Source organism: Mycobacterium montefiorense, assembly GCF_025823255.1.
Classification (GTDB): domain Bacteria; phylum Actinomycetota; class Actinomycetes; order Mycobacteriales; family Mycobacteriaceae; genus Mycobacterium; species Mycobacterium montefiorense.
Window position 1 is genome coordinate 910,437 of sequence record NZ_JACKVL010000017.1, and the last position, 18,540, is coordinate 928,976.

An 18,540-nucleotide genomic window follows, 5' to 3' on the forward strand; every position below is an offset into this window, starting at 1 on the left:
AGTCTGGCAGCAGAGCCGAGCCGCCTTGCTCAGTTCTGCCGGCTGACCAGCTCTTCGACGAAGCGCTCGATGAAGCCGTCCAGCGGCGCGCTCCCGGCGGGCCGGATGACGAATTTCGTCAACCCGGCATCCAGGTAGGCATCGAGCCGCCGGTGCAGCTGATCCCAGTCCACGGCGATCAGGTCACCGGGATCGACGTCAGGGCGGCGCCGTCGGGCCGCTGCGACCAGCTCCGCCGACAGCTCACCGTCAGCGACGCCCAACGAAATACCGAAGTGGTCGGGCTCGATGTGTCGGCCAGCCTGTTCCGCGGCCCGTTCGATCGCCTCGCGCCCGGCGCGCGACTCATCCGGGGTCAGGAAGCTACCCAACCAGCCATCCGCCAACGTACCGATGCGCTGATACGCCGCCGGCGCCGAGCCACCCAGCCAAATATCCAGTGCGGGAGATGGTTTCGGTGTTATCACCGCGCCGCTGACCGTGAAGTAGCGACCGTCGTAGGCGGCCGACTCGTTGGTCAGCGCGACCCGCAGCACCCGCAGCGATTCGTCGAACACCGCGGCCCGCTCTCCGTCAGGCACCACGAATAGCTCGCGTTCGGCGGGAATCGCCGAACGCAGCCCGAAGGCCGGAAGAACCCGCTTGGGTGCGACGGCTGCCAACGACGCCAGTTGTTTGGCCACCAGCACTGGATGGCGCCCCGGCAGCACCGCCACCGACGTGCCCACCTTCAGCCGGGTCGTCCGGCCGAGTGCATAAGCCATTCCGACCGTTGGATCGACCGTGGGGGCGTACACCAGCTCGGAGAACCACAGCGAGTCCACCCCGCTGCTCTCCAGGTGATCGACAATGCCGGCAAGCTGATCGGGAGCGCTGTCTGCACCCAGTCCGACCCCGAAGCGAATCTTCACCCGCGTCTCCCTTCGCGCCTAATACCCTTCGGCCATGACCGACAGCGACATTTTGGCGATCACTCAACTGGTGAACCTCTACGGGCTGGCGGTCGATTCCCAGCGCTGGGACTTGTTCGTCGGATCTTCGCCGAGGAGGTGGACGCCGACTACGGCCCGACGTCGCGCTGGACGGATCGCGAACGGTTCAAGGCCGAGTTCGCCGCGTTCCATGATCCGTTCGATTCCACTCAGCACACGATGTCCACCCATGTCGTCCAAGTCGACGGCGACCGCGCGCACAGCTTCTGCAACGGGGGCTGGAGGCTGGTACGCAAGGCGGCCGACGGCAACCCGCTCTGGGATGGCAGCGGCTGGTACGACGACGCGCTGGTGCGCACTGGCGGTGGCTGGCGGATCACGCACCGGGTATGCCGCATCACTTGGTGGACCGGCAATCCGTTCGTCAACGAAACGATTCCCGGTACGAAGTTCGACCTCACCACCACCGTGCTGCGGCGCGAAGCCGACGCCGGACGCGTCGGAATCCTCAGTGCCTAGGCCAGTTCGGCGGCCTCTTGCTGGATCCGACTGAACTGCGCGGCCATCGCTTCGGACAGCGCCGTCGCGCCCGATAGCGGACGCACCATGACCATGAAGTCGTCGATCAGGCCGTCGGCGTCGATATGCAGGAAGTCGCAGCCGGTGATCTTCACGCCCGGCGCACCCGAAATACCGGTCTCGAACACGAGTGCATGGTCACGACCGTCGCTGCCGGCGATCTCGCGGATGTAGCGGAAGTCCTCGAAGATCCGCAGCACACCACGCAGGATCGCCGCGGTGATCGGCTTGCCAACATACGGCTTGAACGCCACCGGGCTGGTGAACACGACGTTGTCGGCCAGCATGGCCTGGATGGCCGCCTCGTCGCGGTCCTCGACTGCTTTCCGGAAGGGATGCATCAGATCATGGTGCCGGATCCGATAGGTAATGCATAAACACCGGTCGCAGCCATTGGACGAGTCGTGCGTCGTCCATGTCGGCCAGCGCCGGAATGCACAGGATGTAGCGGGCGGTCGCGAGTCCGAGCAGTTGCGATCCCACCAGCGCGGCTCGATCGTGAGCGTGATCGGGGACCACCGCGGACAGCGCCGGTGCTACCTGGTCGACGAACACCGCGAGTAACGCATCCGCGGCAGTCCGATTGGTCGCGGCCGCGCGCAGCATCGGCAACAGCGGCCCCTGCGGTCCCCAGACGCCGACGAACATCGGCAGCAGCAGATCGGCGATGCGGTCGGGGGCGATGCCGGAGAGATCGGGGAACTTGACCTCGAATCGGGAGGCGGCGGCGAAAAGGTCCGCCTTGCTGCCGAAGTAGTGCATCACCAGCGCCGGATCGACGCCGGCCTCCGCTGCCACCGAACGGATGGTGGTGCGTTCGAATCCATGGGCCCCGAATTGCGCACGCGCGGTGGTCAGAATCGTCGACCGCGTGGCCTCGCCATCACGGGCTTTGGCTGCCATCCGAGCAGTATATTCAACAGCTGTTGACATCGCATCCATCGCGGCCTACCGTTTGAGTTCAACAACTGTTGAGGTCAGCATCGGGGATGTAGCCATGGCCGTCACCGCCATCCAGATCCGACTCGATCCCGACGTGATCGACTACTCCTCACCCGACTTCGCGCAATTCCCCGGCCTGTCGAAGGAGAAGCTGCGCACCGCCAACAACGACAATGTCGTGGCGTTGCGCGCCGCCGGCTACGACGTCGACAACTGCCTGATCGGCTTTGGCGAGGCCGGCGTCGACAAAGCCCGCACATGGCTGGCGTCCAAGCGATACGACGCGGTACTGATCGGCGCCGGCGTGCGGCTGATCGCCAGCAACACGCTGCTGTTCGAATCGATCGTCAATGCCGCACACATCACCCAGCCCGGCTGCCGGTTCGTCTTCAATCGCGCGGCCGTGGCGACACCCGACGACATCCGTCGCTGGTACCCGCACCCGGAAGCGGTGACACGATGACGACCCACGCTGTCAACGTCGTCGTCGGCGGCGCCGGGCCGACGGGCCTGACCGCCGCGGGTGACCTGGCGCGCGCGGGCCGCTCGGTCACCGTGCTTCAGCGCTGGCCCACCATCAACCCGTCCAGCCGCGCCTTCGCCACCATGGCCCGCACGCTGGAGGTCCTCGACGCCCGGGGGGTCGCCGAGGACCTCCTGGCGCGCTCACATCACGCACCGGGAGTCACGATTTTCGGCGGTGCCCGCATCGACCTCACGCACCTCGACTCGCCCTACCGATTCGCAATGATCACCCCGCAGACCAACGTCGATCGGGCGCTGGCCGACTATGCGATCGCACATGGCGCCGACATCCAGCGCGGCATCGAGGTCATCGGAGTCCAGCAGGACACCGACGGCGTGACCGTGATCGCGCGACCTGAGGACGGCGGCCCGGGCGACCTTGTCCGTTGGCGGGCACAGTATTTGATCGGCGCCGACGGGGCGCACAGCACTGTTCGCGCACTGGTGGGCGCGGACTTCCCCGGTCGTACCATGCTGTCGTCGATCGTTCTGGCGGATGTGAAACTCGCGGATGGGCCCGCCGGAGGCGCCCTGACGCTGGGCAGCACTCGTAACGAGTTCGCATTCTTGGCTCCCTACTACGACCGCGACGCCAGCGGCGCCTGGTACCGCGCCATGGTCTGGGACCGCGACAACCAGCTGCCCGACGACGCGCCCGTCAAACGAGACGAGATCGCCGACATTTTGGCGCGGGCGATGGATCCCGATCCCGGGTTACTCGAGGTGGGATGGAAGTCCCGATTCCATTGCGACGAACGCCAAGTCGAGCAGTACCGGCACGGCCGCGTGTTTCTGGCCGGAGATGCCGCACATGTCCACTCCCCGATGGGGGGCCAGGGCATGAACACCGGCATCCAGGACGCCGCGAACCTCGCGCGGAAGATCGACGCGGTGCTCGCCGGTGCCGGCGACTCGGTGCTCGACACCTACCACGACGAACGCCATCCGATCGGCAAGCGGGTGTTGCTGCAGTCAGGCCTGATGGCCCGCGGCATCACGCTTAGTCCGCCGGTTGCCCGCGGACTACGAAACATGCTGGCACCGAGGCTACTTCGCATCCCCCGCGTGCGTGACGCGATTGCCGGCAGCTTCGCCGGAACAACGTTGCGGTATGCCACCCGCAAGGGTGAGAGCCCCTTGGTGGGCACCCGCGCGACGCAGATTCCGTTGCGGCATCGGCAAATCAGCAAGCTGTTACGCCTGCCGGGTTTCGTCTTCGTTCGTGAGCGGGGTGCGCCCCGCATCGACGCGGCCGGACTCCCCCAGGCAGAGCGGCCCGATGACGGTCCGGCGGTGCTAGTGCGTCCCGACGGCTACATCGCCTGGGCAGGCAATTCGGCCGACCGGGCCGCGGGTGCGGAGGCGCTTGGGTGGTGGACCGGGCGAAAACCGCTCTGCCTGGTAACTCCTTAGCCGTCACTCGTGCCCGTCGACTCCAACCAGGTCTGCCAGCTGCCGGGCTGAATAGCGGCCTGGGCCAATGCCATTTCGCACCGTCGCGCGGGCGGCACGAGCTAATGCGGTGTTCAGCGGCGCCTCGATGCCGTGTCGGTGCGCGATCCGGACGATCTCTCCGTTGAGGAAGTCGGTCTCCACGTTGCCGGTCTGGCGGCTCAACGATTGCCATGTCGAATTGCTCGGCCCGGTATTCGATCCGGGCACCGGCCGTATCGTGGGCCCGTCCGCCCGCGTCGCCGTCGAAACTTCGAACGAGATGAACTCGATTCCCGCTTGCCGCAGCACCTTTTCGCCTTCGCGCCGCAACGCGGTCACCACTTCGGCTGCGGCATCGACGGTGAGTGCACCCACGGCGTTGCCGAGGTTGCTCAGCAATTTGTTGTACTTCCACGGGGCGACGTCATCGGGAGTACGCACCCGGACCCCCGCCGCGGTCCAAGTCTCGGCGAGCCCCGCCAACAGCTCGGCATCCTCAGGGGTGCGCAGCGCCGCCGGCCACCGCGCGATATGGAACTGCCCGACCACCGGCCACGCCCGCACGATGACCTCACCCGGCTCGAGATGCACGGCCGGCAACCAGACGCAGATCCCGAATACCCGGCGGAAATAGCGCTGTGCTTTGTCTTCTGCGGCAACCCCGTTGAGCGCTGTCATTGCCGGCAGCAGCTCGCCCGCGGTCCCCACGGCACCCTCTCGGCCATGGACGGGTTGATCCACCCACTCCTGCAGTGCGCCATCGAGTTGTTGGGTCTTGGTCGCGAAAACGAGGACGTCGCGGTCGGTCAACACGACATCGTCGGGCCGCGACGCGGTGGTGACCGCGGTGCGAAACGTTCCGTCGGGCGTCTTCAGTGTGATGCCCTCGGCGGCCAGGATCTCGGCATGCCGACCGCGCGCGACCAAGACGGTTGGGATTGCGGCCCGGGCCAACACTGCGCCTACGGTGCCGCCGATGGCGCCGGCGCCGATGATCACGAATCGGTGGTCGTCTGCTGCCGACAATGGGTCCGCCTTCCATCGGCTTCGAACCTCGTCTTGGGCGAGGTTACGTCGGCACCGGCGGACGCGCTCCCGGCTGTTGGTGTGCACGCGAAAGCGGGCCTCGTTCAGAAGTTGCTGGCACCCCGCGACCAGCAACCCCTGAAGGAGGCCCGCTTTCTCTTTGCCGTCCAAGTCTGTAGTCGTTTGACTACAGTGTAGTGTAGACACATGACTACACCCAGCGCAAGCCCCAGCGCCGTCCAAGAATCCGTTCCGACCGGCCGCGACGAGGTGGTCGCCGCGATCCTGGACAGCGCGGCGGATATGTTCGCCGAACGGGGTCCGGGAGCCGCCTCGATTCGCGACATCGCAGCCAGGGCTCACGTCAATCACGGCCTGGTCTTTCGCCATTTCGGGACGAAGGAAAATCTTGTCGCCGCGGTACTCGACTACCTGGCTGCCGAGCTGGACAACCTGGCCGACGGCACGTCGTCGCCGGACGAGATCGACGTGGCCACCACACGCCAGTTACGGGTCATCGCGCGGGCGCTGCTCGATGGGTATCCGGCGGGTCAACTGCAGTCCAGCTTTCCCGCCGCCGCCAGACTGCTGGGCAACATCCGACCCCTGCACGACACCGAAGAGGGCGCACGGCTCGGAGCCGCGAACGCGATGGCGCTGTTGCTGGGCTGGCATCTGTTCGAGCCGTTCGTACGCTCGGCGACCGGACTCCACGATTTGCCGAGGGACAAGCAGCGCGAATCGATGTTCACCGAGGTGGGCAGGCTTGTTCAGCCGCACTGATGCGTGCTGTGCAGGCGTCGTTCTCTCGAGGTTCGCAATTGGCGGATGCTCGGTAGTCTGAGTGGGCGTCGAAGCCCCGAGGAGGCGTTGATGTCCCGCACCGTTTGGGCGAGCTGAAATGAGCCAGACGACGCCAGCCGTGACCGATCGTTTGGCGCAGCTGCCGTTACCGCCCGGGCCGCGAGTGCCCGGCGTGGTGCAGACCGCACTGTTCTCCCATCGGGACCGCATCACGCCGTGGCTGCGCAACCACTACGGCGACGTCATCACGGTCTCGGTGCTGGGCCGGCCCTCGGTCCTGGTGTGCAGTCCTGAGCTGACTCGGACCGTGCTGGGCGGCGAGCCGACGACCTTCCATGCGGGCGAGGGAAGGATTCAGGGGATCCGGAACGTGATGGGCGAGCGGTCCGTGGTGACCACGGATGAGGCTGCGCACCAACGGCTTCGCAAACTGTTGGTGCCCCCGTTTAACGGCGCTGCGCTGCGCGGCTACCGAGACATGATGAACGAGCTCGCCGCTAAAGAAATCGGGCGGTGGCCGGTCGGCACTCCGTTCGCCGCACAGCCGCGGATGAACGCCGTGACCTTGGAGATGATGTTGCGCGTGGTCTTGGGTCTGCGCGAAGGACCACAGCTCGACGCGCTTCGGATCCCGTTTTCGCGACTCGTTACCGCACCGATGCCGGTATATGCCGGCGAAGTGGTACCGCAGTTGCAACGGTTCGGGCCCTGGAAACGATTCCGTCAACTGCGGGAGCGCATCGACGACGTGCTCTACGCGGAGATCCGCGAGCGCCGCGGCGCGGGACGCACCGCCGATCGCGGCGACGTGTTATCCCAATTGATAGCCACGCAAGTGGACGGCGATCGACTCTCCGATGCCGAGTTGCGCGACCAGATGGTCACCCTGCTGCTGGCCGGCCACGAAACCACCGCCATCACGCTGTCCTGGACCCTGCACGATCTCGCGTATAATCCTGCGCTGCAGGACAAGGCAATTGCTGCCGTCGACAGCGGCGACGACAAATACTTCGAAGCCGTTATCAAAGAGTCGATGCGGCTACATCCGGTGTTCTTCGCCGTCGCACGACGACTCACCCACGATGTGGAATTGGGCGGCTACCGTGTCCCCGCCGGCTACACCGTTTTCGCGGGCATCGGCCCGGTACAGGCCGATGCCCGCCAGCACGCCGATCCGCACGTCTTCCGGCCCGAAAGGTTCCTGGACGGCTTGGCTACCGCCTCGAACTGGTTACCCTTCGGCGCCGGGGTACGCCGTTGTCTCGGTGGGGGATTCGCGATGATGGACGCCACCGCAATCCTTCGCGAAGTCCTGCACAACTACCGCCTGACGCCCGGTCGCAGCCGCCCCGAGGCGGCCCGCGCGCGTCACGTTGTCTACGTCCCCTCCCACGGCGCACGCATCATCGCTCACCGGCGCGCCAAATAGGTGCTCAGAGCAACGAATTGACCATCGCTCCGCCATCGTTGACGGCCTGAGCGGTCGCATTGTTATCTTGCCTGAAGTCGATAAAGGCCGTCTGGTGGCTCGCGGTGTTCAGCAGCTCACTGAAGGTGCCCATCACCGGAACCGCGCCCTGCGGGCCTGACACGGTCGCGGTGTAGTTGATGAAGGCTTCCTGCTGGAACTTGTTGCCGCGCACCCCAATGATGGTCGGCCCGGTTAGATCCTTCACATCGGCGAAGCCGGCCGATGGCGTGCCGGTCAATTGATCGATGTCAGCCTGCAGCAACCCGACGAGGTCGGTTCCCCTGGGCGGTTTGACCGCGACTTGCAGCTGCGCACTGGAGTTGGCGTTGGCCAGCGCCACCCAGTCGGGCCCCCGGTCTGCGACCGTCCAGCCCGGCGCCGGGGTGACCGTGATGCCCGGCACGATGGCGACCGCGTCGTCGGAAGCCAGCGCCACTGGTGGGCGATTGATGTTGGCGATCAGGACGATTCCGGTGGCCGCGACACCGGCGATAGCGAGCGACCCCAGCCGCCGTCCGAACCGTGCCCCGGTTGTCGACCAGGTGGTCATGGGTTTGCTCCTCACACACTTAGTCGGGCCTTGATTGCTTTGCCCGTCGACTTCTAGAGTCACCCTAAACAGCCAGGCTTGTCCAACATTGGGTTGCTATGGCCCGATACATGCCGCTTATCGACCCAGCGCTGGTGATTCACCCGTCGTGTGGTCCGGTTGTGCACAGCGAGATGACCGGGATCGTCCGGGTCGTCTTGCGTTCGTATTCGGCGAAGCCGGGATACCGCTTGGCTTGCTCCGCGTACTTCTCGTCGCGTTCGGCGCCCTTGATTTCGTCGGCGCGCACATTTAAGTGCTCGTCACCGACCTCGATACTGGCGTCTGGGTGGGCGACGAGGTTCCAGTACCAGGCGGGGTTGCTGTCAGCCCCGGCTGCCGAGGCGAAAACCAAATAGCGGCCGCCGTCGGCTAGGTACATCATTGGGCTCACCCGTTGCGCACCACTGCGCGCGCCGGCGCTGTGCAGCAACAGAACCGGCGCTCCCTCGAACTGACCGCCGAGCCTGCCATGATTGGCACGAAACTCCTCGATGTTGCGACGGTTGAAGTCGTCATCGGTCATGTGGCCTCCTCAGAGGGATTGGTTCAGCGTCGGATAGTCGATGTAACCACGCGCCACCCCTGAGCGCGATGCGCCGGGATCCGTTGCGGCGGAATTCGTTACGACGGCCAGGTAATTGAACCCAGTCCTGGGCGGGGGTAGCTAGGCGGCCGCCACCCCGGGAGTCGATACGGGGGTCACCTCGGAGTACACGTGGCCGCAGGTACCGCAGCGCACCTCGTATTCGAGTTTGTCATCGCCGGATTCCAGGAATCGGTATTCGGCCCAGGCCGCGCATCGGGGGCACCGCGTAGGACCATGCTCCACTGTCGTCATCTTCGGCCCCCTTCTCGACTGCGGTTTCGTGAAAATACCCGCTTGGCGCCTGGTCAAACCAACAATTTCAAAATTCGCTAGCGCCGCGCACCGTTGACCACTTTGAACAGATGTCGTTAATGTGTTCAAGTGCCCGTCGATGCCGCGCGAGACACCAAGCCGGTGCCGAACGCATTGCTGACCGCGGCCAGCGATACGCTCCGGCAACTCGGGCCACGGCGGTTCAGCTTGACGGCGGTGGCCGAGGCCGCCGGCGTATCGCGCGGCACCGTCCACAATTTGTTGGGAACTCGCGACAGCGCGATTGCCACCGCACTCAATCAGCTAGCCGCGGGGTTCATCGAAACCATGGCCGTCGAGGTTGCCAAGGAAGCCACTCTGGCCGAGCAAGCCGCGGCGGTCGCGGTGCTGATTTGTGCGCATCGTCAACGTTCGCAGTCGCTGCCGCGAGGTATCGATCGCAGCATCCTGGTGCTGCTGTTGGACCACGGGGGCGACGAGCTGATGCGCCGGTCGATCGAATTGTGGAAGCCCTTGGTCAAAGACGCCCAGCGCAACGGGGAAGTCGGCCCGACGGTCGACGCGGCGCGCGCTAGCGAATGGATCGTCCGAATGCTGTTCAGTTTCGAGCTGATCCCCCCGATCGCCGTCAATCTCGATAATCCGCGCGCCGTGCGCCGTTACATCTGCGATCACGTCGTCGACGGGCTGACCGGAGCCGGTCGTGGGTGATTCCCGTTGACGGACTACGAGTTTCGCACCCGACCCACTAACCAGCCGCAGTCCGCGCCACAGGCAGAGGAGCTATCAGCATGACCGACACCGCCACCCCGTTAGCCGGGAAGGTCGCCTACGTGACGGGAGCGGCTCGCGGACAGGGCCGCTCGCACTGCATCCGGCTGGCGCGGGCCGGTGCCGACATCGTCGCGATCGACGCGTGCGCACCGGTTGCCGAAAGCAACGGCTATCCCCCCGCCGCGCCCGAAGACCTGGCCGAGACGGTCGGCCTGGTCGAGAGCGAGGGCCGCAAGATCCTCGCCGAGGAGATCGACGTCCGCGACCTGGCCGGCCAGCAACGGGTGGTGGCGAATGCGATCGAACAGTTCGGACGGCTCGACATCGTCGTGGCCAATGCCGGCGTGCTGAATTGGGGCCGGGTGTGGGAGATTTCGGCTCAGCAGTGGCAGGAGACCCTCGACACCAACCTCACCGGGCTGTGGAACACGATGAAATCCGCGGTGCCGCCAATGATCGCCGCCGGCAATGGCGGGTCGATCATCAATATCAGCTCGGCGGCGGGTATTAAAGCCGTCCCGGGTTGCGGCCACTACTGCGCCAGCAAATTCGGCGTGGTCGGCCTCACCAACTCGTTGGCAGTCGAGCTCGGTGAATTCGGTATCCGCGTCAACTCGGTGCACCCCTACGGCACCGACACCCCGATGGGCAACGACCTATCGATGTACCAAGTCTTCCAGGATCATCCGCACTACATCCACAGCTTCTCACCGGGCGCGCTGCCGACGGATTCGCTGGCTGCTCCGGATCTGATCTCCGACATCGTGGTCTGGCTCGCCAGCGATGCATCGTCGTTGCTGACTGCCGCCCAAATCCCGGCCGACAAGGGCTATCTCAAGATCTGAGCGTCCTGCGACGCGGTTCCAGATCTGGTCACTGCACCCGGGCAGGATCCGGCCAAGCCGCTCATAACGGTGGCGTCGTAGCGGCGGTGTCGTTCTTGGGGCGATCGGAGAAAGTGGGCAGCTGCACCGGTTCGGAATCGCGACCGGTTTGGGAGACGATTTCGGGCTCGTTGCGATGTGAGAATAAATCCGGCGATTTCATGGAGCGGGGTCCTTAAATTGGTTCGGCTTCCGCGCAACATTGGTCTGTCGAGCGCAGCGCGAGCGTCAGGAAAGACGTTGTCCCGACCGACTTGGCCGAGAACCCATCGACGAACTGTGGGCTGGCGGGAAATCACCCACCAGCCCACAAGAAGAACGCTCACACTAGACGGCGGTTACCCCGACTGCCTGCGGACCCTTGGCTCCCTGCTCGATGCTGAACTCAACTCGCTGGTTGTCCTCGAGCGACTTGTAGCCGTTCCCCTGGATTTCTGAGTAGTGGACGAACACATCTGCTGCGCCGCCGTCCGGAGCGATAAAGCCGAAGCCTTTTTCGCTGTTAAACCATTTCACAGTTCCCTGTGCCATACCTTCAACTTCCTCATTCTGGAGGGATGCCGATAGACATCCCGGGTGAGAGTAGCACGTGAGGCGCGTAGGCATGTCTTCGACTGCGATAGAACGCTTTTCACACACTAAGACCTGACACCGCCGGGTAGTACTGGATGTCGCTGTGCGGCAGTCGATTCCGGAATGCTGCGGCGTCGGATCCGGTTATCGACTCAGTATCGGCCTGAGGTCGTCCAGACGGTCGAACAGGTGCCAGATGTACTTCGATGATCCGTTCTCGCGATGCGGATGCAGATCGGCGAGTTCGGGGTCGTTGCAGTAGCTGTCAAAGGCTTCCCGCGAGTCCCACTCCACCAGGATCAGCACTTGACGCGGTTCGATGTCGCCGACAATCGCGTCCTGGAAACTTCCCAGCGCGACGACGCGGCCGCCGTGTTTGGCCACCTCGGCGGGTGATCGTCGCGAGTAGGCGCGGTACTCGTCGGCATCGGCGACATCGAAGAGGTTCAACGCATAAACGGTCATAGTCGCCGACGTTACGTGGGGACGACGATCACCGGCGGTGGCCGGTGCCTCTACCCTGTGTGCGTCCCGCAGCACGTTAGTGTGCCTTGATCGGCCGCAGCGAACCGATCGATAGAAAAGTTGAGCAATTCATGACCTCAGCAGCAGAAACGTCAACGCTCGAATCGCGCGTCGGCCACTACTACCAGGTCGACGGCACCTACCAGGTCGGCCGGGAGAAGGTGCGCGAGTTCGCCCGTGCCGTGCAGGACTATCACCCGGCGCACTGGGACCTGGCCGGCGCCGCTGAACTGGGATATCCGGATCTGGTGGCGCCGCTGACGTTCACGTCGGCTCCGGCCATGGCGGCTAATCGGCACTTGTTCGAATCGGTGGTCATCGGTTACGAGATGTATCTGCAGACCGAAGAAGTCTTCGAACAGCACCGACCGATCGTGGCCGGCGACGAACTGCGCATCGACGTCGACCTGTCATCGGTGCGCAGATTCGCCGGCAGAGACTTGATCACCGTGACCAATACCTTCACCGATGCTGCCGGCGAGCGGGTGCACACCCTGCACACCACCGTCGTCGGCGTCACCGCCGAGGATGTCGATCCAGCGATCAGGGCAACCGCGCAGCAAGTGATGATGCACGACGTGAACCTCGCCGGAATCGACTACTCCGATGCGGACTACCAGAAGACGGCGCGCCCCGCGGACGAAGTTCGAATCGCCGACGCAGGCACCACCCGCACCCCGGGGACGCCGTCCTTCGATGACGTGAAGGTCGGCGACGAGTTACCGATCCACCACGCCCGACTGTCCCGCGGCGATCTGGTGAACTACGCCGGGGTGGCCTGCGACGCCAACCCGCTTCATTGGGACGAGAACCTCGCCAAACTGGCGGGACAGCCCGACGTGATCGCCCACGGAATGCTCACGATGGGTCTGGGCGCCGCGTTTGCGTCCGCATGGTCGGGCGATCCCGGTGCGGTTACCCGCTACGCGGTGCGGCTGTCCCAGCCCGTCATCGTGTCGGCCGCCGAGGGTGCAGACATCGAATACAGCGGCCGGATCAAATCGCTGGACCCGGCAACCCGCGCCGGTGTTGTCATAGTTGGCGCGAAGTCCGGTGGTCGCAAGATCTTCGGCCTGGCGACGTCGGACATCCGCTTCCGCTGACGGGGCTCTAACGCAGGGTGACGAGTTGCTCGACCGAATCCTTGGGCAGCTCACCGTCCACGACCGCGCTGACCGTCATTTTCTGCAAGGTGATGGCGCCCCCGTGATTGTCCAGGAAGGCGGTGTCGGCGGCATCACGTCCGGTGGCGATGCGGACCATAGACTGCCGCGGGGCCAGGCAGGTGGCGTCGACCGCCCGCCACACCCCATCGATCAACGCCTCGGCCACGGCGTGAAAATCCATCGGGTGACATCCGGGGGCGTACACCGCCGCCATTCGGGCCGGGACGTTGACCGCGCGCAGCAGCGCGATAACCAGATGGGCATAGTCGCGACACACGCCCGCACCCGCGAGCAAGGTATCGGCGGCCCCGTCGATCGAATCGCTGGACCCAGGGACATAGTTCAGTCGAGTACCGACCCACGACGAAACTCTCTCCAGCAAGGTGACCGAGGTGCCGTACTGCTGGAATTCGGTAGCGGCGAAGCCGAAGAACTTATCGGCTTCGGCGTATCTGCTCGGGCGCAGATACGTGGTTGCATCGATCTCGCTGACCGACTCGGGGTCCGCCTGCCCGCCGACCGTCGCCGAATATGACGCGGTGACTGTTCCTGTGCCGGCCGATACGACGTGGATGCGGGTCTGGTGCGCGCCGATGACCTCACGCGGTTGGACCGCTTTGCCGTTTCGTTTGATAGTGAGCGACTCGCTCACCTCAATGCCGGGCTGACGGCTGACCGCGATTTGGAAATCGAGCACCGTCGGTTCGGAGACCTCGAGTTCGATTTCTACGCCAACGCTGCGGCCAGCGCCGGCCGTGCTGCTATTGGTCGTCACGCCGTGGCGTTTCCATGCAGGCATCCGATCAGGCCCTCTCGTCTGAGCCAGTCGAGTCCCGCTCGCTGCTTGGCAGGGCTTTCGTGTACGCACTTTCTTACAGCACGCAGCCGCGCGCCGCTCGTCGACGCAGAGCTACTGGCCCGCCCTGCTGGCTAGATCGATGGCGTACTGGTTCACGAAGGTGCCCGCCGGCGGATCGCCTTTGCCGCATGATCCGTCGGATTCGCCGGGACGTTTGATCCACAAGTAGGCGTCGGCGTGCGCGCCGGCGGTATTCGCGGTAGGCGGCGCACCGAGCGCTCGGCCACTCGGGTTGCACCAGTTGAGCTCGGCGTCGGGTGCCGGTCCTGCCCCGTTGCGCGACGTATCGATCACATAGTGCGAACCATTGGTGAGGCCCGAAATCGCTTCGCCGTAACCGATTTCGTCCTCGGTGGTGAAGAAGTTCGCCGTGTTGACACTGAAACCCCGCGCGTGGCCGACGCCGGCCTGGTTGAGCCTGGCGGCCATGTCGTCGGGGCTATGCCAGCGCAGGTGACCGGCATCGACGTAGACGGCCGCGTTCGGATCCCGAGTCAGCGTGTCGACGGCGTAGCGAATCAGGTCGAAGCGCTCTTGGCGCGCATCACCCGACAGACAGTCGGCCATCGCGAGCGCATCGGGTTCGACGATGATCGCCACCCGCGAGGCGCCCACGCCGGCAGCGATGCCGTCGATCCAGCCCCGGTAGTCCGCGCCCGACCCCAGACCACCCGCGGCGAAGCTGCCGCAGTCGCGGTGCGGGATCCCATACAGCGTCAGCACCGGGATCGCGCCGGCGGCATTGGCGTCGCCGACGTACTTGCCGACCGTGCCCGCCGAACCGCCCGGGACGATCCAGTACGCCTGCGGCGTGTTGGCGATCGCGGTCAACTGCGGACTCGGCGGATCGGCAGCCTGTGCGGCGCGCATGGCCGCCGACGTGGGATTCACGTAGAACGGCGCACCAGCCAGCGGGTTCCCGTCGCTGACCAAGCGCACCGCCGGGGCGAGGCCGGCCTGTAGCGGGACCATGCCGGCAACGACGGCAACAGTCAGGAAGGGAGCAATCCACCGCGCCAGAGCACGAGCAGCTGAGGACATCACCCAGGAAAATTAGCGCTTCGCGGAATTCAGGGCGAATCGCGGGTGGGGTAAGGCCCCACCGGGGGCCCGGGCAGGGTAGGGATGACGCCGTGCGCGGTCGATATTTAACACAGGTGATGAACCGAATGCCCGTCCTGCGCCGCGGCACGACCGCGGCGTCCACAGTGGCGGCACTGCTCGTGATGGCGGCGTGCGGTAATACGGCACCGCAATCGCCGCCACCGGCGGGCAAACCCCCGACGGCCCTCGACCGAATCGTGCACGACAAGGTCGTCCGGGTGTGTAGCACCGGCGACTACCGCCCGTTCACTTTCCGCGACGCCCAGGGTTCGTGGAGCGGCCTCGACATCGACATGGCGCACGACCTCGCGGACCGGTTGGGGGCCAGGCTCGACCTGATACCCAGCACGTGGGCCCACCTCGTGACCGACGTCGGCACCCGATGCGACCTTGCAATGGGTGGTATCTCCATCAGCTTGAAACGTGCTCAGCAGGCGTTGTACAGCTCGCCGTACCTGCGCGACGGCAAGGCCGCCATCATTCGCTGCACGGACAGCGACAAATACCGGACGTTGGCCGATATCGACACCGCAGGCGTTCGCGTTGTCGAGAATCCGGGCGGGACCAATGCCGAGTTCGCCAAGAGCCACATCACACATGCACAGGTAATCGAATTCCCGGACAACACAATGATTTTCGACCAGCTTGCCAATAACGCAGCCGACGTCATGTTCACCGACACCAGCGAGATCCGCTATCAGATAGCGCAAAATCCGCGATTGTGTGGCGTCGCCGTGGACCGCCCCTTGACGTTCGAGCAAAAAGCGTACTTGCTGCCTGCAGGCGAGGCTGGTCTGCAGCAGTACGTCGACCAGTGGCTGAACATCGCACAGCACGACGGCACCTACGCCAGGCTGAGCACCCGTTACCTGGGGTCGGTCATCGGTCCCTAATGCGTGCAAGTCATCGCCCGCTGCGCGGGCTTGCTCGTCAGCCGGGTCGGACAACAATGGGGATCGCGTCAGCTGACCACCTGAAGCCTGTCGAGGAGTGTGGATGTCAAACCGAGTGCTTGCATTGATCATCGGAATCGCCCGTACCGCAGGCGGATTGGTCGGCTACTTTTGGCCTGGCGCTTTCGCGCGACACGGGCAGGTCCCCGGAGCTGCAGACAACGCCGATTCCCGCTACGTGACTCGGCTGTTCGGAGCACGCGACATGGTGATCGGAGTCGCGACGGTGGCGGGGCCGGCAAAGCGGACCGCGCTGTGGATGGGCGCGGTGTGTGACGCCATGGACGCCGCGTCAGCGTGGACGGCCGGCGCAGAGGGCAAGGACGTCCGCTGGGTCCGCTTCGCCAGTTCGCTGCCGGTTGTGTTCTCGCTCGGCGAGTCGTTACCGGTATCCGCTGGCCCGCCCGCGGGCGCGACCATCGAACCAAGACACTCGAGCGCCCCATCGTGTGAAACGGTCCCGCGCGGTCCAGGTCTGCGCGCAGAGCGGAATTTCCTATTCATGTGTGCCGATGGACGGTTCGCCGACCCATAGTGCGTCGACAAGGTCGCGGTACAGCTGATCGGTTGCCAGCAGGTCGGTGTGTGTGCCCTGTGCCCGGATGTTCCCGTCCTGCATGACCACGATGGCGTCTGCGTCGACCACCGTCGAGAGCCGGTGGGCGACCGAAACCACGGCCTGGTCGCGTGCGAGCCGGCGGATGCAGTCGTGGATCGCGGTTTCGGCCAGCGCGTCCACGTGTGCGGTCGCCTCATCCAACAGCAGAACATCAGAGGGGCGCATGATGGAACGCGCCAGTGCCACGCGTTGCCGTTGGCCACTAGAGATCGCCGACGAAGTCAGATCGGTATCAACGCCCATTTTCATCGCGGCAACCTCATCGTCGAGTCCGACGTCGCGGAGTGCCCTGCGCAAGTCGTCCTCTGTTGCGCCGGGAAACGTGTAGAGCAGGTTTTCGCGGATCGTCCCCGGCACGCTCGGTGTCTCTTGTTCCACGAAGGCAAGGCGTTTGCGGATCTCGGCATGACTACATCCGCTGTACGGCCGGCCGCGCAGCAGAAGCTCGCCGACCTGAGGTTCCAGGAAACGCAAGATCAGCGACAACACCGTGGTCTTTCCCGCCCCGGAGGGGCCAACGATGGCGATGTGTCCGCGCGGCGCGATGGCGAGATCGATAGCGCATACGGCCGGAGTGGTTGTCCCGTAACCAGCTGTGACACCGCGCATTTCGATCACCGGCTGATCGCCGAGGGCTGCTGCTGGTGCTGGTAGTGCCGCGCGCGGATCGGGTTCGACCTCGAGGGTCTCGACCTCGCGGATGCGGCTTGCCGCGGCGATACCGGCCTGCAGGTTGATGACGTCCTGTGACAGCTCGACCACCGGGTCGATCAGCCCGAACGCGTAGAGCAGGAACGCGATCAGGCTCGACAGCGCCAGTGTGCCGTCGCTGACGCGCCAGGCCCCTACTCCGATGATGACGACGATCGCCAGATCGACACCTGCCCACGCAATCGTCCAGGCGATCGACTCCCAGCGCACGGCGTGAATGGCCTGGCGAGTGGATGCCTTGGCCTCGACAATGATTCGGGTGGCTTGGCGTTCCTCGGCCCGGCTGGCCTTCAGTGTCCGTACCGCACGCAAGGCACCTTCGAGGATGCCTCCCATGAGTCCCAGGTGATGCTGCGCCTCTTGCAGTGCCGCAGCGATTCCGGGCATCAACAGCATAGACAGCACTGCGGCTATTGCGATCACCGCAAGCGTGGCGGCTAGCAGCGCAGTGTCCAGCACACCCATCAGCACCAGCGTGCCGACTAGCATCACGGCGCCGTTGATCAGGCCGATCAAGCTCGTCGACGTCGCCGTATGCAGCAGCACGGTATCGGAGGTGACGCGAGTGATCAGCTCGCCGGGTGGTCGGCTGGTGATTGCAGGCACCGTTGCACGAAGGAAGCGGCGCACCATTGACGTCCGGGCATCAAGCACTATCCGTTCACCGACGGTCCCGAGCAAGATCCATTGCGCACAGTGGATGCCCGCGCCCAACACGAACAGCCCTAGCAGGGTCGCCGCCGGACCTCGCAGCGACGCGTTTTGCCCGAGCGAGTCGAGCACCCACTTGGTGACCATGGGCGTCGCCAAACCAGCGGCCGAGCCCAGCAATCCCAACACCAGACCTGCCGCGAGAGCACCGCGATGGGGTGCGGCGAATGACCAAAGCAGGCGCAGTCGCGCCAAATACGATGGAGAAGGCATGGCTCGAAATGGAACACAATTGTCCTATTTATGTCAACGAGCTCCCTAAACCGGACCGTCGCGTACTATCGCTTCGTGGACGGCGCCGGTGCACTTGTTGAGTCCGGTACACGTGTCCGGACACGTCGCGCCATCCTGGACGCCGCGGTCTCGGCGCTGACCCGCAATCCCCAAGCCGCGTTGGCCGATATCGCCCTGGTCGCAAACGTCGGACGCTCGACCGTGCACCGTTACTTTCCCGAACGATCCGACCTGCTGGCGGCAATCGGGACCGACGCGACGGA

Annotated in this window: 22 protein-coding genes; 10 read left to right on the forward strand and 12 right to left on the reverse strand. The window is 65.0% G+C overall.

Annotated features, from left to right (window positions below; all coding sequences use genetic code 11):
- Positions 1-29: 29 nt before the first annotated feature.
- Entirely contained in the window at positions 30-911 is an 882-nt protein-coding gene (locus H7K34_RS24220; RefSeq protein ID WP_264064519.1) for a TIGR03854 family LLM class F420-dependent oxidoreductase, read from the reverse strand.
- Here H7K34_RS24220 and H7K34_RS24225 point away from each other — a divergent pair.
- Positions 840-1,451: a nuclear transport factor 2 family protein gene (locus H7K34_RS24225; protein WP_264064520.1), complete on the forward strand. Its 612-nt coding sequence runs from the start codon at positions 840-842 to the stop codon at positions 1,449-1,451. The genes H7K34_RS24220 and H7K34_RS24225 overlap by 72 nt on opposite strands.
- Here H7K34_RS24225 and H7K34_RS24230 read toward each other — a convergent pair.
- Both H7K34_RS24230 and H7K34_RS24235 read right to left on the reverse strand, forming a co-directional pair.
- On the reverse strand, positions 1,448-1,852 hold the full coding sequence (locus H7K34_RS24230) for a nuclear transport factor 2 family protein (protein WP_108921838.1): 405 nt from the start codon (positions 1,850-1,852) through the stop codon (positions 1,448-1,450). The two genes, H7K34_RS24225 and H7K34_RS24230, sit on opposite strands and share 4 nt — an antisense overlap.
- A 4-nt stretch (positions 1,853-1,856) precedes the next feature.
- Complete coding sequence (locus tag H7K34_RS24235) at positions 1,857-2,414, reverse strand: TetR/AcrR family transcriptional regulator (RefSeq protein WP_264064521.1); 558 nt, start codon at positions 2,412-2,414, stop codon at positions 1,857-1,859.
- A gap of 94 nt (positions 2,415-2,508) precedes the next feature.
- On the opposite strand from H7K34_RS24235, the gene H7K34_RS24240 reads away from it, so the two are divergent.
- Together H7K34_RS24240 and H7K34_RS24245 are read left to right on the forward strand one after the other, a co-directional pair.
- Positions 2,509-2,916: a hypothetical protein gene (locus H7K34_RS24240; RefSeq protein ID WP_264064522.1), complete on the forward strand. Its 408-nt coding sequence runs from the start codon at positions 2,509-2,511 to the stop codon at positions 2,914-2,916.
- Entirely contained in the window at positions 2,913-4,391 is a 1,479-nt protein-coding gene (locus H7K34_RS24245) for an FAD-dependent monooxygenase (RefSeq protein WP_264064523.1), read from the forward strand. Before H7K34_RS24240 ends, H7K34_RS24245 begins: the two co-directional genes overlap by 4 nt.
- A gap of 3 nt (positions 4,392-4,394) precedes the next feature.
- Here H7K34_RS24245 and H7K34_RS24250 read toward each other — a convergent pair whose 3' ends face one another.
- Positions 4,395-5,438 (reverse strand): ketopantoate reductase family protein, encoded by a 1,044-nt coding sequence (locus H7K34_RS24250; protein WP_264064524.1) that lies wholly within the window; start codon positions 5,436-5,438, stop codon positions 4,395-4,397.
- 207 nt (positions 5,439-5,645) lie between these two features.
- On the opposite strand from H7K34_RS24250, the gene H7K34_RS24255 reads away from it, so the two are divergent.
- Entirely contained in the window at positions 5,646-6,221 is a 576-nt protein-coding gene (locus H7K34_RS24255) for a TetR/AcrR family transcriptional regulator (protein ID WP_264064526.1), read from the forward strand.
- A gap of 139 nt (positions 6,222-6,360) precedes the next feature.
- Complete coding sequence (locus H7K34_RS24260) at positions 6,361-7,671, forward strand: cytochrome P450 (protein WP_264064527.1); 1,311 nt, start codon at positions 6,361-6,363, stop codon at positions 7,669-7,671.
- A 4-nt stretch (positions 7,672-7,675) separates the two neighbouring features.
- Here H7K34_RS24260 and H7K34_RS24265 read toward each other — a convergent pair whose 3' ends face one another.
- The 3 genes from H7K34_RS24265 to H7K34_RS24275 form a co-directional block, all read right to left on the reverse strand.
- Positions 7,676-8,149 carry a hypothetical protein gene (locus H7K34_RS24265; RefSeq protein WP_108922230.1) on the reverse strand — a complete coding sequence of 158 codons (474 nt, stop codon included), beginning with the start codon at positions 8,147-8,149 and terminating at the stop codon, positions 7,676-7,678.
- A gap of 253 nt (positions 8,150-8,402) precedes the next feature.
- Positions 8,403-8,828, reverse strand: a complete 426-nt coding sequence (locus H7K34_RS24270; protein WP_264064529.1) for a nitroreductase family deazaflavin-dependent oxidoreductase — start codon at positions 8,826-8,828, stop codon at positions 8,403-8,405.
- Positions 8,829-8,969: 141 nt separating this feature from the next.
- Positions 8,970-9,143: a hypothetical protein gene (locus H7K34_RS24275; RefSeq protein WP_165839794.1), complete on the reverse strand. Its 174-nt coding sequence runs from the start codon at positions 9,141-9,143 to the stop codon at positions 8,970-8,972.
- A gap of 129 nt (positions 9,144-9,272) precedes the next feature.
- Between H7K34_RS24275 and H7K34_RS24280 the strand changes: the two genes are divergently transcribed.
- Together H7K34_RS24280 and H7K34_RS24285 are read left to right on the forward strand one after the other, a co-directional pair.
- Positions 9,273-9,875, forward strand: a complete 603-nt coding sequence (locus tag H7K34_RS24280) for a TetR/AcrR family transcriptional regulator (RefSeq protein ID WP_264064531.1) — start codon at positions 9,273-9,275, stop codon at positions 9,873-9,875.
- 80 nt (positions 9,876-9,955) lie between these two features.
- On the forward strand, positions 9,956-10,783 hold the full coding sequence (locus H7K34_RS24285; protein ID WP_264064533.1) for a mycofactocin-coupled SDR family oxidoreductase: 828 nt from the start codon (positions 9,956-9,958) through the stop codon (positions 10,781-10,783).
- A gap of 366 nt (positions 10,784-11,149) precedes the next feature.
- Here the strand turns inward: H7K34_RS24285 and H7K34_RS24290 are convergent, their stop codons facing one another.
- Positions 11,150-11,353, reverse strand: coding sequence for a cold-shock protein (locus tag H7K34_RS24290; RefSeq protein WP_108921829.1), 204 nt, complete (start codon positions 11,351-11,353; stop codon positions 11,150-11,152).
- A 186-nt stretch (positions 11,354-11,539) separates the two neighbouring features.
- Positions 11,540-11,860, reverse strand: coding sequence for a DUF1330 domain-containing protein (locus H7K34_RS24295; RefSeq protein WP_108921828.1), 321 nt, complete (start codon positions 11,858-11,860; stop codon positions 11,540-11,542).
- Between the two features lie 131 nt (positions 11,861-11,991).
- Here H7K34_RS24295 and H7K34_RS24300 point away from each other — a divergent pair, with 131 nt between their 5' ends.
- Positions 11,992-13,023: a fused (3R)-hydroxyacyl-ACP dehydratase subunits HadA/HadB gene (locus H7K34_RS24300; RefSeq protein WP_264064534.1), complete on the forward strand. Its 1,032-nt coding sequence runs from the start codon at positions 11,992-11,994 to the stop codon at positions 13,021-13,023.
- 7 nt (positions 13,024-13,030) lie between these two features.
- On the opposite strand, the gene H7K34_RS24305 is transcribed toward H7K34_RS24300, so the two are convergent.
- Positions 13,031-13,885, reverse strand: coding sequence for a transglutaminase-like domain-containing protein (locus H7K34_RS24305; protein ID WP_264064535.1), 855 nt, complete (start codon positions 13,883-13,885; stop codon positions 13,031-13,033).
- 111 nt (positions 13,886-13,996) lie between these two features.
- Positions 13,997-14,989, reverse strand: a complete 993-nt coding sequence (locus H7K34_RS24310; protein ID WP_264064536.1) for a glycoside hydrolase family 6 protein — start codon at positions 14,987-14,989, stop codon at positions 13,997-13,999.
- Positions 14,990-15,114: 125 nt separating this feature from the next.
- On the opposite strand from H7K34_RS24310, the gene H7K34_RS24315 reads away from it, so the two are divergent.
- Positions 15,115-15,942: a transporter substrate-binding domain-containing protein gene (locus H7K34_RS24315; protein WP_264064537.1), complete on the forward strand. Its 828-nt coding sequence runs from the start codon at positions 15,115-15,117 to the stop codon at positions 15,940-15,942.
- Between the two features lie 103 nt (positions 15,943-16,045).
- Positions 16,046-16,537 (forward strand): hypothetical protein, encoded by a 492-nt coding sequence (locus tag H7K34_RS24320; RefSeq protein ID WP_264064538.1) that lies wholly within the window; start codon positions 16,046-16,048, stop codon positions 16,535-16,537.
- Here H7K34_RS24320 and H7K34_RS24325 read toward each other — a convergent pair.
- Positions 16,499-18,256: an ABC transporter ATP-binding protein gene (locus tag H7K34_RS24325; RefSeq protein ID WP_264064539.1), complete on the reverse strand. Its 1,758-nt coding sequence runs from the start codon at positions 18,254-18,256 to the stop codon at positions 16,499-16,501. The two genes, H7K34_RS24320 and H7K34_RS24325, sit on opposite strands and share 39 nt — an antisense overlap.
- Between the last annotated feature and the right edge of the window lie 284 nt (positions 18,257-18,540).

Bases quoted from the DNA above. Each gene is read 5' to 3' on its own strand.
- H7K34_RS24320 (WP_264064538.1), top strand. From the start codon at position 16,046: ATGTCAAACCGAGTGCTTGCATTGATCATCGGAATCGCCCGTACCGCA.
- H7K34_RS24295 (WP_108921828.1), bottom strand. From the start codon at position 11,860: ATGACCGTTTATGCGTTGAACCTCTTCGATGTCGCCGATGCCGACGAG.
- H7K34_RS24245 (WP_264064523.1), top strand. From the start codon at position 2,913: ATGACGACCCACGCTGTCAACGTCGTCGTCGGCGGCGCCGGGCCGACG.
- H7K34_RS24305 (WP_264064535.1), bottom strand. From the start codon at position 13,885: ATGCCTGCATGGAAACGCCACGGCGTGACGACCAATAGCAGCACGGCC.
- H7K34_RS24235 (WP_264064521.1), bottom strand. From the start codon at position 2,414: ATGGCAGCCAAAGCCCGTGATGGCGAGGCCACGCGGTCGACGATTCTG.
- H7K34_RS24285 (WP_264064533.1), top strand. From the start codon at position 9,956: ATGACCGACACCGCCACCCCGTTAGCCGGGAAGGTCGCCTACGTGACG.
- H7K34_RS24230 (WP_108921838.1), bottom strand. From the start codon at position 1,852: ATGCATCCCTTCCGGAAAGCAGTCGAGGACCGCGACGAGGCGGCCATC.
- H7K34_RS24325 (WP_264064539.1), bottom strand. From the start codon at position 18,256: ATGCCTTCTCCATCGTATTTGGCGCGACTGCGCCTGCTTTGGTCATTC.
- H7K34_RS24270 (WP_264064529.1), bottom strand. From the start codon at position 8,828: ATGACCGATGACGACTTCAACCGTCGCAACATCGAGGAGTTTCGTGCC.
- H7K34_RS24240 (WP_264064522.1), top strand. From the start codon at position 2,509: ATGGCCGTCACCGCCATCCAGATCCGACTCGATCCCGACGTGATCGAC.
- H7K34_RS24275 (WP_165839794.1), bottom strand. From the start codon at position 9,143: ATGACGACAGTGGAGCATGGTCCTACGCGGTGCCCCCGATGCGCGGCC.
- H7K34_RS24315 (WP_264064537.1), top strand. From the start codon at position 15,115: ATGCCCGTCCTGCGCCGCGGCACGACCGCGGCGTCCACAGTGGCGGCA.
- H7K34_RS24290 (WP_108921829.1), bottom strand. From the start codon at position 11,353: ATGGCACAGGGAACTGTGAAATGGTTTAACAGCGAAAAAGGCTTCGGC.
- H7K34_RS24300 (WP_264064534.1), top strand. From the start codon at position 11,992: ATGACCTCAGCAGCAGAAACGTCAACGCTCGAATCGCGCGTCGGCCAC.
- H7K34_RS24255 (WP_264064526.1), top strand. From the start codon at position 5,646: ATGACTACACCCAGCGCAAGCCCCAGCGCCGTCCAAGAATCCGTTCCG.